This is a genomic window from Pseudophaeobacter arcticus DSM 23566 (assembly GCF_000473205.1).
GTDB lineage: Bacteria > Pseudomonadota > Alphaproteobacteria > Rhodobacterales > Rhodobacteraceae > Pseudophaeobacter > Pseudophaeobacter arcticus.
The window spans coordinates 2,924,264-2,939,337 of record NZ_KI421507.1 but is presented as its reverse complement, the minus strand read 5'-3'; the positions used below and the strand labels follow the sequence as shown (position 1 = coordinate 2,939,337).

The following is a 15,074-nucleotide window of genomic DNA, read 5'->3' as shown; positions in this document are numbered from 1 at the left end:
GCGGGGGCAAAGTACCCGGCGATATTGTGATTTATATTTATCCGCCGATTCCCGCCTGCAAGTTTACCATTTTGGTCTCTCCCGCAGTTTCCATTTTCTGACTTTAATTTACTTTGAATGCCTGTATACTTTGTAAAGTGTCGTCTAAATTCATGATCCTTGGCCTGGTGGGTATTTCACTTCTGCCAACCGGATGCGGAGGTTTGAACAATTGTTTCCGGGACCGTAGGCTACTTGTACTACAGCTAAAGCAATTGTCCACGTTGCGCGGTCGGAGGCAACGGACCTGACGCGACGATCTCTCAACCTGCGACGCAGGGCCGAAGTTGAGAGGTCGAGCCTCGCCGCCCCTAAGGAACATCACAGTAAGGTCCGGCCCGCTCTTCAGAGCGATCATTCCGCCCGTGAAAATGCTGTGCCGTACGTGAATGATCGCGCGCTTCAAAGTGAGAGTGTTTGAACTTTATCGGGGCGCTACGACCCCCCGTTTCATTCCTCGGAACGCGCGGAATCCTGCCATGATATTGAATAACAGTGGAGGGCATAGCTAAGATCAAGAGAATAGACTGGATCACCGGCAAAAGCGTTTGCGCCGCCAAAGGCAGAACAGCTGATAGCCGTAAGGTGCCAGGAGGGGCTAGACTTAGGTTGACCTGCATAAGGAGGAACGAGACATGAAACTTTTGGCGACAACAGCGACGGCTGTTCTGATGGTATCTCAGGCATTTGCCGGTTCATATGAGGTAAAATGTGAGACACAAACGGTGCCGTATCAGGCAACCGTGAGAGGCGGAAGCCCCGAAAAGGTAATCGGCGGCGCGATTGTTGGCGGCGTGATCGGGAAGGTCGTGACCGATAAAAATGCCGGCGCTGCCGTCGGTGCTATCGTTGGCGGAGCCATCGCCAATGAAACCAGCACAAATACAGTCACCAAATATAGAGAGGTCGAAACGTGCACGAACGTGTTCATCCCAGAGCGCATCACGGATGAAGCAAGGCTTCAAAAGGTCTTGCTGGATCTGAACGACGGCAACTCCGTCAGCAAAGAAATGACCATGGACGCGCAGTATACAATTGGCGTCAGCTATGACGGCAAATGGGGCCCGAAGTCTCAACTGGCCGCCGAGAAATATTTGGCCAACCTTGAGCCCGACGCGCCGTTATATTCGCTGGTGGTCAACGATGTGGTCATCGTCAGCTCAGCCGACATCGGTGCAATCAACGAAATCAAGGATGCCCTGCTTGAAGCTGGTGTTGCCTCGCAAATCTTTGTTGATTTGAAGTGACGCACCGGGCGCTGTCATCCAGGCGGCGGTGCCTCGGTTTGGTCGGCGCTGAACACCACCAAGGGCAGCCCGTGCTCTGAAAGCGCCCCTTGGAGGGGTGTCGGGCACGTGCGCGGCGGAGCGCGGGACCCGGTCCTGAGCTGACATTCACCGACAGGTTCGATGCAGCAATGCAGCTTTGCCAAACCGGCCCTTCGCTGCGACCGCCAAACCAAATGGAGGGGGAAGTCACGCAGTGTTGACAAGGTCACCGAAGCCGATTTCCGGGAGCTTCGCCCTCGCGCTTTGACGCGGCCAAAAGCAGGTTGCAGGCTTTTGCTACGACACTAAATACTCCAGGATCCACTACACAGCCCTGCCCGAGGTGACCCGCGGTGGAACTCCGAGTTGAGATTTGTCAGGCGCGGAAGCGGTCTCTGGCCAAGTTCGAATTGCGCTTATGGCAGTCAATCAGAAGAGCGTCATGATAGGCTATCGAGGCGCGCCAACAAACTGCGCATGGCGCTGGGCGGCGCGCCGGGGGCTGCCCACTGCATTGCGCGCAAGCCTTCTGGCATGTGGTGGCGGACATATGAAAAGCATCGGCAAAGAATCAAATGGTTTGAGCAGAAAACTAATGTTGAGTTCATCCAAAACTATGCTCACCCGCTGGACGTAAATGAGGCCGCGCGTTTTTTCAGGACTGTGAATAGTGGCGCTATTGGGTTTTATCTTCGTGTGGAATGGCGGGAAAATTGGGAGGTACCCGGTTGGGTGGGTGCCCCAATTGGTTGAAATAGCGCCGTAAATTTGGATGTAATGGCGGAGACGAAGGGATTCGAACCCTCGAGACCCTTCCGGGCCTACTCCCTTAGCAGGGGAGCGCCTTCGACCACTCGGCCACATCTCCGCGGACCCGTTTAGAGAAGGTTGCCCAGGGAGACAAGGAGAAAATCACATATTTCTGGACGCCTTGAAAAATGCCTGATCCAGGTGTTTTTCGCCTCGATGAGCAGCACTTTGTCGCGCTGGTCGCGCAGCGTGGCTGTCCTGGCGATGCTTTTTGATTTGTCCTTGGCCAGGATCCAGACACGGGCCAGAATCCAGACACGGGCCAGAATCCAGACACAGGCTGGAATTCGTAAGCTACAGAATAGCCGCCCTGGCAAAGCGACCATAACATCCACCGCGCCGCCCACGACCAGAGCGCGACGATGCCATGGATACCATGGATGGCGAGGTTCCTGCGCGCCAGACCACAGGTCCGTAGAGCGCCAGATCCGACAGTTTCACACCTCCTCGCAACGAAAGACGCGAAGCATGAAAGGCGCGTCTGCTGCAGGCTCTGACAGATTTGGGTGACTTGGTTCAGTGCGCATCTCGGGGGCAAGATCGCTTGATTTACCGGGGTGGCGGAGGCGGCCCGCGGCAATGCGGGCCGGTTTGTTTTTCATCAGGCTGGGGCTGTTCTCAGGGGAGAACCTTGGCCCGGCACTGTTGGTTTAGCTGGGGAGCACGGCCTCGACGGCGCGTTTGGTTGCTGCCACCACGGTGTCGGCCTCGCTGCGGCTGAGGCAGAAGGGGGGCGCGAAGCCCAGGATGTCGCCCTGCGGCATGGCGCGGGCGATGACGCTGTCCTGCGCCAGCAAAGCGGCAGAGATCTGGGGGCCGATCTTGTCAGCGGCGTCAAAGAATGTGCGGCTGTCGCGATCCTGTACAAATTCCACGGCACAGAGCATGCCTTCGCCACGGATATCGCCAACATGGGGGTGATCGCCCAGGGCGTCGCGCATGCTTTGCTGCAGGTAGGCGCCGGTTGAGCCGGCGTTCTCGATCAGATTCAGCTCGTCAATCAGCTTGAGGTTGGCCACCCCGGCCGCTGCGCCAATGGGATGGGCGGAATAGGTCCAGCCATGGCCGATGGGGCCATTTTCATCGGTGCCTTGCTCCAGCACTTTCCAGACCTTGTCAGAGACGATGGAGCCGGACAGGGGGGCATAGGCCGAAGTCAAGCCTTTGGCGATGGTGATAATATCGGCCTCCAGCCCATAGTGATCAGAGCCAAACATGGTGCCCAGACGGCCAAAGCCGGTGACCACCTCGTCGGCGACCAGCAGGATGTCGTGCTTTTTCAGAACGGCCTGAATTGCGGCCCAATAGCCTGCGGGGGGCGGAACAATGCCACCGGTGCCCAGGACCGGTTCGCCAATAAAGGCGGCGATGGTGTCGGCGCCTTCGCGCTCAATCATGGCTTCCAGCTCCGCGACGCAATGGGCGACAAATTGTTCTTCGCTTTGGGTCTGATCTTTGCGGCGGAAATAATAGGGCGCTTCGGTGTGCAGCACCTGGGCCAGCGGCAGATCGAATTTCTTGTGGAACAGCTCAAGCCCGGTAAGCGAGCCGGTGACCAGCCCCGAGCCGTGATAGCCGCGCCAGCGCGAGATGATCTTTTTCTTTTCGGGGCGGCCCAGGATGTTGTTGTAGTACCAGATCAGTTTGACGTTGGTTTCATTGGCGTCCGAGCCGCCGAGACCAAAATAGACCTTGGACATATTGGCCGGTGCACGGTCCAGGATCATCTTGGATAGGGTGATTGAGGCCTCGGTGCCATGGCCCACATAGGAGTGGTAATAGGCGAGCTCTTTGGCCTGGGCGGCAATGGCTTCGGCAATTTCGGGGCGGCCATAGCCGACATTGACACAGTAAAGCCCGGCAAAGGCATCCAGAAGCCGGTTGCCATCGCGGTCTTCGATATGGACGCCGTTGGCGGTTTTGATCACCCGCGAGGGGCTTTCACCACGGGCGTGTTGTGCCAGATGGGTGGAGGGGTGAAAGAAGTTGTCGCGGTCCCAGCTGTCTAATTGATCGTTCTTCAGCATCATATCTTCCCGTATCTGTCGCGTAGAATTTACGCATTTGTGTACAACGACAAATGAATCACTTGCCTTTGGGGTGAAACTTGGCAGTAATCGGGAAGAAACTCCATGATGTTTTTACTGTTGTACACATCACAACTCCTTATACCTCAGGAAGGATACCTCATTGGCCCCAGGAAATGCCCCGTTCAGCCGCGCTGAATACGATCGCCGCATCGCCAAGACCCGTGCGGCCATGCACCAGGCCGGGATCGAGTTGCTGTTTGTGACTGACCCGTCAAACCAGGCCTGGCTGACCGGCTATGATGGCTGGTCATTCTATGTGCATCAGGGGGTGCTCTTGGGGCTCGAAGGGGAGCCGATCTGGTGGGGGCGGCATATGGACAGTATCGGGGCAGGGCGCACCTGCTGGATGTCCGCTGAGCATATCCACGGTTACGGCGACCACTATGTGCAATCGACCGAGCGCCACCCGATGCAGGATCTGGCAGGCCATATTCGCGCGCTTGGCTTTGAGGGCGCGCGCATTGGTGTCGAGATGGAGAATTACTACTACTCCGCCAAGGCCCATGCCGTGCTGGTGGCCGAGCTGCCGCAGGCGCAGATGCTGGATGCCACCGCTCTGGTCAACTGGCAGCGGCTGGTGAAATCCGAGGATGAGATTGCCTTTGTGCGCAATGCCGCCCGGATCACCGAAAAGGTCATGCAGGTCGCGATTGAGCGGGCTGAACCGGGGCTGCGCAAAAACGATCTGGTGGCGGATATCTATCATGCCGGGATCACCGGGGTGGATGATCTCTGGGGCGACTACCCGGCCATTGTCCCGCTGACGCCCTCGGGGCTGGATGCAACGGCGGCGCATCTCACTTGGAATGGGGCGCCGATGCGCGAGGGAGAGGCGACCTTTTTTGAACTTTCTGGCTGCTACCGCCGCTATCATGCGCCGCTGTGCCGGACGGTCTATCTGGGCAAACCGCCAGAAGAGGTGCTGCGGGCCGAGGCGGCGCAGCTGGAGGGCATCGAGGCCGGGTTGCAGGCGGCGCGGGCGGGCAATCGCACCTGTGACATCGCCAATGCCTTTATTGATGTCCTGAAAAGCCATGGCATCCACCGCGAGGGGCGCTGCGGCTATCCCATCGGGCTCAGCTACCCACCAGACTGGGGGGAGCGCAGTGCTTCGATCCGCAGCGAGGACACAACTGTACTGGAACCGGGCATGGTCTTTCACTTTATGCCGGCTCTCTGGATGGACACCTGGGGATTAGAGACCACCGAGACCATTTTGATCACCAAAGATGGCGCGGCAGAGACGCTGTGTGATGTTGAGCGCAAGCTCTTCGTCAAGGGGTGAGGCCGGTGGAATTGCGGGATCGCACCTGCGAGATCCTGGGTGATCTGATTGCCTTTCCCACCCTGTCCAGCGACAGCAATCAGGCGCTGATTGCCTATACGGCAGGGCTGCTGGAGGACTGCGGCGCCAAGGTTGATATCACCTCCTCCCCCTGTGGCAGGAAGGCCAATCTCTTTGCCACCTTGGGGCCAGAGGTGGACGGCGGCATTTTGCTGTCGGGCCATAGCGATGTGGTGCCGGTGACGGATCAGGACTGGAGCAGCGATCCCTTTGTCATGGCACAGCGGGAGGGGCGGCTATATGGTCGTGGCGCCTGCGATATGAAAGGTTTTATCGCCGCCACCCTGGCCCTGGCACCGTCCTACGCGGCGCAGGTCAGCGCGCGGCCGATACATTTTGCCTTTACCTATGACGAAGAGGTTGGCTGTTTTGGCGCCCAGCATCTGGCAGCAGATCTGCAGGGCCGCGGGCTGACGCCGGGGGTGGCCATCATCGGTGAGCCCACAGAAATGCGGGTGATCGAGGGCCACAAGGGCTGTTATGAATACAGCACCCATTTTCATGGGCTCGAAGGGCATGGCTCGGCCCCGGATCTGGGTATCAATGCGGTGGAATATGCGGTGCGCTATGTGGCGGAGCTTTTGCAGCTCAAGCAGCGCCTGCGCGGCATGGCCCCTGCGGCCAGCCGGTTTGACCCGCCCTGGACCACAGTCAATGTGGGGGCGCTGCAGGGCGGAGTCGCCCATAATGTCATCGCCTCAAAGGCGCAGGTGGATTGGGAAATGCGCCCGGTCTGCGCCAGCGATGCTGATTTTGTAAAAACCGCCCTGCGCCAGCTCTGCGAAAATGAGCTGCTGCCGGAAATGCGCCAGATCTTTCCCGAGGCGGATATCACCCTGGAGACCATCGGTGAGGTCGCCGGGTTGGTGCCTATGGAGCAGAACGAGGCCCGCCGCATTATGGCAGAGCTGACAGGAGCCAACGGGGCTGATCTGGTTGCCTTTGGCACCGAAGCGGGTATTTTTCAGGCACTTGGCATGGATGTGGTGGTCTGTGGTCCGGGCTCCATCGCTCAGGCGCATAAGGCGGATGAGTATCTGGCCCTGGATCAATTGGATCAGTGCCTCACTGTTTTGCAGCGATTGAGGGGATATCTTTAGGTGAGCGATACACTGTCACCACAAGAGGCTTTGGAGGATGCAGGTCTTTCGGTGCGGGACCGTCATGCCTTGATGCATCACGAGATCCGTCAGCGGATCTGCCTGCTGGACTACCTGCCGGGAATGCGCCTCTCCGAGGCAGCCCTGGCGGAGGAGTTTGGCACCAGCCGCACGCCGATCCGCCGGGTTCTGGCCCGGCTGGAGGACGAGGGCCTGGTGCAGTCTGTTCATGGTGTGGGCACCGTAGTCACGGATGCCGACCTGACCGAGCTTGAGCAGGTCTATCGCCTGCGGGTTGAGCTGATCGCCCTGACCGCGCGGCTGGATCCGGTGCTGCCGGATGCGGATTTTATCGCCGCGTTTGATCAGCTGGTGCAGCGCGGCGCGGATATCGTCGTGAGTGGTACAGCCCGGGCCTTTACGCAGTTTGACATAGATGTGTTTCAGGTGCTGCTGCACCTGACCGCCAACCTGCCCCTGCGACAGACCCTTGAACGGTTCTATTTCCAGACCAAGCGGCTATGGCTGCGGGCGGCGGAAGAGGCCCAGCTGGATCTGGAAGAAGAGTTCCGCATCTTCCAGCATGAGCTGGAGGCCATTCAGCTGGCCCTGCGCGCCGGTGATGTCGAGGCCGTTGCGCATATCCAGCGGGCGCATATCTCGATGAGCCTCAAACGGCTTCAGCTCAAGAGCCGTTAGGGCGCCTTTGACGGGCCAGTCCCGCCAGCTGTTCTCGCAAGCCAGCCCAATCCCCATCAGGGAAACGGCCAGGCGCCAATCACTGCTTCGTGCAGCGGCAACAGCGCGGCCCAGCACAGAAGCCCCAGCAGGCAGCGCGGTGCCAAAGCGCCGAGGTTCTGGCGCCACCAGTGGCGGCGTATCAAGGGTCTGAATGACAGCCAGGAGGTCAGCGCAAAAAACGTCTCTGCGTGCTCTCCCATCAGGCGCGCGGATTTCCTGTCAAAACCCCACATGGCAATAAGCGGGAAACTGGCAAATGTGCCAAACAGAATGACATGGGCCAGCTCGCCATTGACCACCAGATGCGCGCCAGCCCAGATCAGCAGAGCCAGCAGCAAGGGGTGGCGGCTCACAGCGGCAATGCCGGGATTCGAGGGGTCAAATTCCGCCCCCTGTTTGGAGCCCAAAGTATTGGGGCAGCGCAGGCCCAAGCCACAAAAGACCAGCACAAAGACCAGCGGCATGGCCAGATTGGGGATCCAGCGCATCCAGGGGTACTGTGGCCAAATCTCGACCCGCGGTGCCGCGCCAACGGCGACGATCACCCAGGCAAACAGGACCAGCGACAGCGCGCCATAGAGCGAGAAATAGATCTGCCGCCCCAGCTTGGCGATCAGCCTGTCGCGCAGGCTACCAATGCGGGGGATGATGTGGCTGCTCAGGAAAGCAGCAAGGGAAAGCGCAAAGTTCAGCCAATCATTCATTTTAATCAAACTCCCTCTAGGTGCTGGATCAGCAATCTGGGCCGCGTCATGTTGATAGATCATAGCTTGGGTTTAGAAAACACCCGGACAGGGGACAAACTGCGTAAATCAGTGGAGGACTTTGTGCGGAGTGTGGTGCCGGCCTGGCTGTGCATCCGCTGGGAATCGGTGCGGTTGGAGACAGGGCCATGGCTGGGCTGATATGTGTATCGCTTGGCCCTGCGGCCCGCGCCCTGGTTGCCGGACGGGTTTTGAGCTTATATTTTGTGCGCCTGGTGCTGGCGACCCCGGCGCGCTTTGCGGGAAATGTCCTGCCCCTGGCCGGGTGTGACCACCCCCATCCGTCTGGCGTTCTTTGGGATGTGTCATTTGCCCTGTTGTCACGGCGGCGTTTGTCCTGGCCGCGGCATGAACACGCGGCGTTGCAGCGATCAGATCCAGCGGTGAAAACTGTTTCAATCCCTTATCAGGACACAATAATAGCGCTGGGCAGGAGCAGGGGAAATGGTTTCCAGGGGTCATGTTCCTGTACGTGTTTCTGCGCGCGACCTGGCCGCATAGCGGGGAGAGGTTTTGCTGTCTCTCTGATTTGGAGGGTGCTTTTCAAACTCTCATAGGTCGGACCATTATAGGTGTAGATTAGTTGGCCCCGGGACTTTCGACAGGCGTGAATTCCGGGTTGGTGTTTTAGGGTTCAATATTTTAACCTTGAAACAATCGACATTTGCCGCTTACAGTTTTCAACAAGACCTGCCCTGCGACATCTTGGGGCTGCCCGGTTTTCGTCAGGCCCCAGCTTTGAGGGCACCGGATTGGGCAAGAATAACTGGCGCCCCTCACCTGATGTGGGGATAGTAACGTCATGGCACCTGCGACCAACGCAGGGCAAGCACACTAAAGTACTATGGGAGAATGTGAATAATGAGAATCCTGAAATCACTTGCGATGGCAACGGCTGTGTCGACCCTGGCGCTTTCGGCGCAGGCCGATACCAAAATTGGCATGATCACAACCCTGTCCGGCGGTGGCGCTGGGCTGGGCGTTGACGTGCGCGATGGCTTTATGCTGGCCATTGAGGCCGCAGGGCGCGACGATGTTGAGGTGGTGATCGAGGACGATCAGCGCAAACCCGAAAGCGCCGTGCAGATTGCCGACCGCATGATCCAGTCCGAAAAGGTCGATATCATGACCGGGATCATCTGGTCGAACCTGGCCATGGCGGTGGTGCCTGCGGCAACCGCACAGGGGGTGTTCTACCTTTCTCCGAATGCCGGTCCTTCGGCGCTGGCGGGTAAGCGCTGCCACAAGAACTATTTCAACGTCGCCTGGCAGAATGACAACCTGCACGAAGCTGCCGGTGCCTATGCCAATGATGCGGGCCTGAAAAACAGCTTTGTTCTGGCGCCGAACTATCCGGCGGGCAAGGATGCGCTGACCGGCTACAAGCGCATGTATGGCGGGGAACTGGCGGGTGAAATCTACACCAAGCTGGGCCAGACCGACTATGCCGCCGAGATCGCGCAGATCCGGGCCTCAGGTGCGGACTCGGTCTATTTCTTCCTGCCCGGTGGCATGGGGATTTCCTTCCTCAAGCAATATGCCGACAGCGGCGTCGACCTGCCAGTTGTCGGCCCGGCCTTCAGCTTTGATCAGGGTATCCTGCAGGCGGTGGGCGCCGCGGCGCTGGGCATCAAGAACACCTCGCAGTGGAACAAGGATATCGACAATGCGGCCAATGTGGCCTTTGTTGCGGATTTCCAGGCCAAATACGGCCGTCTGCCGTCGCTCTATGCAAGCCAGGGTTTTGACACCGCCAACCTGATCCTCAGCGCGCTGGACAAGGCCGATGTCAAAGATCAGGACGCCTTCCGCGCGGCCCTGGAAGCTGCTGAGTTTGACTCGGTGCGTGGTGATTTCAAATTTGGCAACAACCACCACCCGGTGCAAAACATCTATGTGCGCGAAGTGATCCAGGAAGGCGATGTCTTTACCAACAAGATCATCGCCACCGGCCTGACCGATCACGCGGACGCCTACGCATCCGAGTGCAATATGTAAACGACCTTGAAAGGTGGGGCCGCGCGCTGTCGTGGCCCCGACCCAAGGAAAGAAATCCCCTCATGTCTCTTATTCTCATTCTTGAGCAGGTCCTGAACGGTTTGCAGTTCGGGGTCATGCTCTTCCTGATGGCTGCTGGTCTGACGCTGGTCTTTGGTGTCATGGGGTTGATCAACCTCGCCCATGGTGCGCTGTATATGGTGGGAGCCTTTGCCGCCGCCGCTGTGGCAGGCTGGACCGGCTCCTTTGTGCTGGCGCTGATGGCCAGTCTTGCCGCTGCCGCTGCTGCTGGTGCGCTGGTGGAGGTCACGGTCATCCGTCGCCTGTATGATCGCGACCATCTGGATCAGGTTTTGGCGACCTTTGCGCTGATCCTGATCTTTTCTGAGGGCACCCGCTGGCTGTTTGGCTCCTTTCCGCTGTTTCTGGATGTGCCGAGCTATCTGTCTGGCCCGGTGATGCTGCCGGGGGGAATTCAATATCCGCTCTACCGTCTGGCGATCATCGTCATTGGTCTGGTGGTCGGTGCTGGCTTGTTCTGGCTGATTGCGCGGACCCGCATCGGCGTGCAAATCCGCGCTGGCGAGGCCGACCGCGAGATGATTGCGGCACTGGGCGTTGATATCTCCAAACTCTACACGCTGGTCTTTGCGCTGGGCGCCGCGCTTGCTGGTCTGGCGGGGGCGCTGGTTGGCGCAATCCAGTCGGTGCAGGTTGGCATGGGGGAGCCGGTGCTGATCCTGGCCTTTGTGGTCATTGTCATCGGCGGTATCGGCTCGATCAAGGGGGCGCTGGTTGGCGCGCTTTTGGTGGGGCTGACGGATACCCTGGGCGGCGTGTTCCTGCCACGGCTGTTTGCGCTGTTGATGGAGCCTGCTGCGGCTGCCTCGTTGGGGGCCTCTTTGGCCTCTATGTTGATCTATATCCTGATGGCGGCTGTGCTTTTGGTGCGCCCATCCGGCCTATTCGGGGGGAGCGCATAAGATGGGGCGCGAGAGACTGTTTAATGCAGCGATGCTGCTGGCGCTGCTGGCGGTGCCGCTGATGGCCTGGCAAATGGACGACCCCTTTGTCATCACCCTGGCAACCAAGGTTGCCATCCTGGCGCTGGCGGGCGTCGGGTTGAACATCGCCCTGGGGCTGGGCGGCCTGGTCAGCCTTGGCCACGCGGCGTTTTTTGGCATCGGCGGCTATGCCATGGGCATTCTGGCCTCGCATGCGCAGAATTATGAGCCGCTGTTTACCTGGCCGTTTTTGTTTGAGGGCAGCAATCAGATGCCGCTGATCTGGCTGGTGGCCGTGCTGGCAAGCGCCGCCGCGGCGCTGGTGATCGGGGCGCTGTCGCTGCGCACCTCGGGGGTCTATTTCATCATGATCACCTTGGCCTTTGGCCAGATGTTGTATTATTTCGCCATCAGCTGGTCTGCCTATGGCGGCGAGGATGGCCTGTCGATCTGGGTCCGCAACGAGATGCCGGGGCTGAATACGCTTGACCCGATCCAGTTCTTTGCTGTTGCCTTTGGGCTCCTCTATCTGACGCTGTGGATCTCTGCGCGGTTGGCGCAATCTGGCTTTGGTCTGGCGCTCTCTGCCGCCCGTCAATCAGAGGACCGGGTGCAAACTGTTGGCCTGGCGCCGTTCAAACTGCGGCTCATGGCCTTTGTGATCTCGGGCGCGATCACCGGATTGGCCGGGGCGCTGTTTGCTGATCTCAACCGGTTTGTCAGCCCGACGATGCTGAGCTGGCACACCAGCGGTGAGATCATGATCTTTGTCATTCTTGGCGGGGTGGGGCGGCTTTACGGACCCGTTGTGGGCGCGGCGGTCTATATCCTGCTCGAACATCTTCTTGGTGGGATCAGCGAATATTGGCAGATCTTCCTGGGGCTGCTGCTGTTGGGCATGGTGCTGTTTGCGCGCGGTGGGTTGATTGGTGCCCTGCTGGGCCGGGAGGTGGCGCATGACTGATCCGGTTCTGCAGGTCCACAACCTGTGCAAAAGCTTTGGCGCGCTGAAAGCCAGCAATGATGTCTCACTGGATCTGCGCCCGGGAGAAATCCACGCGCTGATCGGCCCCAACGGGGCTGGGAAATCGACCCTGATCAAACAGATTTCGGGCGGGCTGCACCCAGATTCCGGACGTATCGAGGTGCTGGGGCGGGATGTCACCGCGCTGGATACCGTTGCACGGGCGCGGATGGGGCTGGGGCGGACTTTCCAGATTTCCTCGTTGGCGATGGAATTCTCGGTGCTGCAAAACGCGGTTCTTGGCGCGCTTGGCGCGCGCCGCGCCCGCGGCGGTCGGCTGGGTCTGTTTCGCAATGTAATGAAGGACGCGGCTTTGCTGGCCACCGCGCAGGAGGCCCTGTCGCGGGTCGGGTTGGCGCAGGCCGGGCAGCAACGTACCGCTGATCTGTCCCATGGCCAGCGCCGCCAGCTGGAGGTGGCGGTGGCGCTGACTCTAAAACCACGTTTGTTCCTGATGGATGAACCCATGGCAGGACTTGGCGCCAGCGGGTCAAAAGATCTCACCACCTTTCTGGACAGTCTGCGCCAGGAGGCTCCGATCCTGCTGGTAGAGCACGATATGGACGCGGTTTTTGCCCTGGCTGACCGGATCTCGGTTCTGGTCTATGGCACCGTGATCGCCACCGGGACCGCCGATGAGATCCGCAACAACCCAGAGGTGCGCCGGGCCTATCTGGGGGAGGAGGAGCTGACATGAGCCTGTTGAAAGTTCTGGGGCTGACGGCCTCATATGGTCCGTCGCAGGCCTTGTTTGGTGTTGATCTGTCGATTGGTGAGGGCGAGGTTCTGGCGCTGATGGGGCGCAATGGCATGGGCAAAAGCACCACGATCAAGGTGATCTGCGGCATGCTGGCGGCCGCGACCGGGGAGCTGCAGTTTGCCGGGGCCGATCTGCGCCAGATGAAATCACATCGCATTGCCCGGCTCGGGGTTGGCCTGGTGCCCGAGGGGCGCCGCTGCTTTGCGCCCTTGACGGTGGAGGAAAACCTGAGTGCTGCGGCGCGTCCGGGGGATTGGGATTTTGACCGGGTGGCCGCGCTGTTTCCACGTCTGGCAGAGCGGCGCGATCAAAAGGCGGCCTCGCTGTCGGGGGGCGAGCAACAGATGCTGGCCATCGGGCGCGCCCTGATGACCAACCCGCGCCTGTTGATCCTGGACGAGGCCACCGAGGGTCTGGCCCCGGTGGTGCGACAAGAGATCTGGGCGGCGATTGCACAGCTGAAATCGCAGACCGGGATGTCGATTCTGGTGGTGGATAAGACCCTGAAAGAGCTGGCCCAGGTGGCGGACACCGCAGTGATCCTGAACAAGGGCGAAACGGTTTGGTCGGGCAGCATGGCAGAGCTGACGCCCGAGCTGACGGATCGTTTCCTCGGCGTCTGACACCTCCACAGACGGATCAGAACGGCCGTGGGGCATAGGCTCCCACGGCCGTTATTCTGTTTTGTGCTGGGCCTAAGGCGCGCCGTTGTGTGGATGAAAAAGCCCCCACCGCAGCGGGCTGCCTTGCGCCAGTTTCCACAGCACCAGCACGGTGAGAAGGCAGAGCATCACCTCGGCCAGGGGCCCGGCATACCAGACGCCGATCTCGCCAAACTGCAGCGGCAGCAAAAAGGTGAGTGGGATGGCAAAGGCATAGGTCTTGCTGAGCCCCAGGATGGCGGCTCTGGTGGCAGAGCCGATGGCCTGAAAATAGCTGGCCATCATCATCAGCGGCCCCATCAGGAAGAAAACACAGGTCATCACCGGCAGGATGCGGGCCACCTCGGCAATCACGGCCCGGTCTTCGACAAAGGCACCGGCGATCTGCGCCGGCAAATTCATCACCACCACCTGGACCAGGGTGCAATAGACAAAGGCGGCGACCAGCGCGATCTGCAGGCTGGCATCAGAGCGGTGCCACAGCTCTGCGCCATAGTTGTTGCCGGTGATGGTCTGCATCGCAAAGGACAGGCCCAAAAGCGGCAGGAAGGCAAAGGTGATAACGCGGGTGATGATGCCATAGGCCGATACCGTGTCTGGATAGTTGGCGCCGCCAAACCACTGCAGCGCCGTGATGATCGCCGCAGACCCCAGCGCGAGCCCCAGAAAGTTGAGACTTTGCGGTGCCCCCAGCGCCAGAATTCGCCCCCAGTGGCGCAGCATGGAATTGCGCAGCAGCACTGCCGGGCGCAGCTCGGTTGGGCCGATGAGGCGGAAACACAGGATGATGGCAAAGGCCAGCGCCTGCGCCGCCGCCGTGCCATAGGCCGACCCGGCCACGCCCATATCAAGCAGGGCAATCAGCACATAGTTGAAGCCGATATTGGCGATCGAGACCAGCAGGCTCATCAGTGCCATAAAACCAACCCGCCCCTCGTTGCGCAGCGCGTCCGAATTGACCGAGAGCACAAACAGCAGGGGCGAGAAAAACACGGTGATTTGCAGGTAAATCAGCCCCATCTGGGCCAAGTGTTCTGCCCCCCCTGCAACCAGCAGCGCCATGGGGCGGCCGAGAAAGAAGAACAGAGTAATTAGCCCCAGCCCAAGGCCAAGCGCCAGCCCATGCGCGCCGGCAAATATGCCGCGCGCGCGGGTAAGGTCTTGCGCCCCAAAGGCCCGCGCCAGCAGGCTGGACATGCCGTTTGAGACCAGCGTCGAAAGCGCCACAATCAGCATGTAGATTGGAAACATCAAGGTGACGGCAGCCAGCGCATCCGGCCCGACATAGATGCCCAGAAACAGCGCATCGGTCACCGACAGCAGGCCATTCATGCCCATCACCAGAATGATCGGCAGCGCAGTTTTGACATAGATGGCCGCCAATGGGCCATTGGTGAAGGTATTGGTGGGGGTGTCAGTCATATCCCATATCTCTCAAGTCAATCGCCTAGGTGAAGATGGGTCCCGCG

At 59.7% G+C, this 15,074-nt stretch carries 13 protein-coding genes and 1 tRNA gene; 9 read left to right on the top strand and 5 right to left on the bottom strand.

Annotated features, from left to right (window positions below; translation table 11 throughout):
- The first annotated feature begins 674 nt into the window (after positions 1 to 674).
- Positions 675 to 1,286, top strand: coding sequence for a glycine zipper 2TM domain-containing protein (locus ARCT_RS0118460; protein ID WP_027241397.1), 612 nt, complete (start codon positions 675 to 677; stop codon positions 1,284 to 1,286).
- A gap of 799 nt (positions 1,287 to 2,085) precedes the next feature.
- Here ARCT_RS0118460 and ARCT_RS0118450 read toward each other — a convergent pair.
- The 3 genes from ARCT_RS0118450 to ARCT_RS0118435 form a co-directional block, all read right to left on the bottom strand.
- Positions 2,086 to 2,175, bottom strand: a tRNA-Ser gene (locus ARCT_RS0118450).
- A gap of 10 nt (positions 2,176 to 2,185) precedes the next feature.
- Positions 2,186 to 2,470, bottom strand: a complete 285-nt coding sequence (locus tag ARCT_RS0118445; protein ID WP_407691459.1) for a hypothetical protein — start codon at positions 2,468 to 2,470, stop codon at positions 2,186 to 2,188.
- Positions 2,471 to 2,767: 297 nt separating this feature from the next.
- Positions 2,768 to 4,144 (bottom strand): aspartate aminotransferase family protein, encoded by a 1,377-nt coding sequence (locus tag ARCT_RS0118435; RefSeq protein WP_027241394.1) that lies wholly within the window; start codon positions 4,142 to 4,144, stop codon positions 2,768 to 2,770.
- 163 nt (positions 4,145 to 4,307) lie between these two features.
- On the opposite strand from ARCT_RS0118435, the gene ARCT_RS0118430 reads away from it, so the two are divergent.
- From ARCT_RS0118430 to ARCT_RS0118420, 3 genes are read left to right on the top strand one after another with little or no spacing between them, the layout of a single operon-like run.
- Positions 4,308 to 5,492 (top strand): M24 family metallopeptidase, encoded by a 1,185-nt coding sequence (locus ARCT_RS0118430; protein WP_027241393.1) that lies wholly within the window; start codon positions 4,308 to 4,310, stop codon positions 5,490 to 5,492.
- Positions 5,493 to 5,497: 5 nt separating this feature from the next.
- On the top strand, positions 5,498 to 6,652 hold the full coding sequence (gene argE, locus ARCT_RS0118425) for an acetylornithine deacetylase (RefSeq protein ID WP_379574805.1): 1,155 nt from the start codon (positions 5,498 to 5,500) through the stop codon (positions 6,650 to 6,652).
- Positions 6,653 to 7,351, top strand: coding sequence for a GntR family transcriptional regulator (locus ARCT_RS0118420; RefSeq protein ID WP_027241391.1), 699 nt, complete (start codon positions 6,653 to 6,655; stop codon positions 7,349 to 7,351).
- Positions 7,352 to 7,407: 56 nt separating this feature from the next.
- Here the strand turns inward: ARCT_RS0118420 and ARCT_RS0118415 are convergent, their stop codons facing one another.
- Positions 7,408 to 8,097 (bottom strand): NnrU family protein, encoded by a 690-nt coding sequence (locus tag ARCT_RS0118415; RefSeq protein WP_027241390.1) that lies wholly within the window; start codon positions 8,095 to 8,097, stop codon positions 7,408 to 7,410.
- 921 nt (positions 8,098 to 9,018) lie between these two features.
- Here ARCT_RS0118415 and ARCT_RS0118410 point away from each other — a divergent pair.
- The 5 genes from ARCT_RS0118410 (at position 9,019) to ARCT_RS0118390 (ending at position 13,566) form a co-directional block, all read left to right on the top strand.
- On the top strand, positions 9,019 to 10,155 hold the full coding sequence (locus tag ARCT_RS0118410) for an ABC transporter substrate-binding protein (protein WP_027241389.1): 1,137 nt from the start codon (positions 9,019 to 9,021) through the stop codon (positions 10,153 to 10,155).
- Between the two features lie 62 nt (positions 10,156 to 10,217).
- Positions 10,218 to 11,138, top strand: coding sequence for a branched-chain amino acid ABC transporter permease (locus ARCT_RS0118405; protein ID WP_027241388.1), 921 nt, complete (start codon positions 10,218 to 10,220; stop codon positions 11,136 to 11,138).
- Position 11,139: 1 nt separating this feature from the next.
- Positions 11,140 to 12,123: a branched-chain amino acid ABC transporter permease gene (locus ARCT_RS0118400; RefSeq protein ID WP_027241387.1), complete on the top strand. Its 984-nt coding sequence runs from the start codon at positions 11,140 to 11,142 to the stop codon at positions 12,121 to 12,123.
- On the top strand, positions 12,116 to 12,880 hold the full coding sequence (locus ARCT_RS0118395) for an ABC transporter ATP-binding protein (RefSeq protein WP_027241386.1): 765 nt from the start codon (positions 12,116 to 12,118) through the stop codon (positions 12,878 to 12,880). Before ARCT_RS0118400 ends, ARCT_RS0118395 begins: the two co-directional genes overlap by 8 nt.
- Positions 12,877 to 13,566 (top strand): ABC transporter ATP-binding protein, encoded by a 690-nt coding sequence (locus ARCT_RS0118390; RefSeq protein ID WP_027241385.1) that lies wholly within the window; start codon positions 12,877 to 12,879, stop codon positions 13,564 to 13,566. The genes ARCT_RS0118395 and ARCT_RS0118390 overlap by 4 nt, the downstream gene beginning before the upstream one ends.
- 72 nt (positions 13,567 to 13,638) lie before the next feature.
- Here the strand turns inward: ARCT_RS0118390 and ARCT_RS0118385 are convergent, their stop codons facing one another.
- On the bottom strand, positions 13,639 to 15,027 hold the full coding sequence (locus ARCT_RS0118385; RefSeq protein ID WP_027241384.1) for an MATE family efflux transporter: 1,389 nt from the start codon (positions 15,025 to 15,027) through the stop codon (positions 13,639 to 13,641).
- Positions 15,028 to 15,074: the final 47 nt, after the last annotated feature.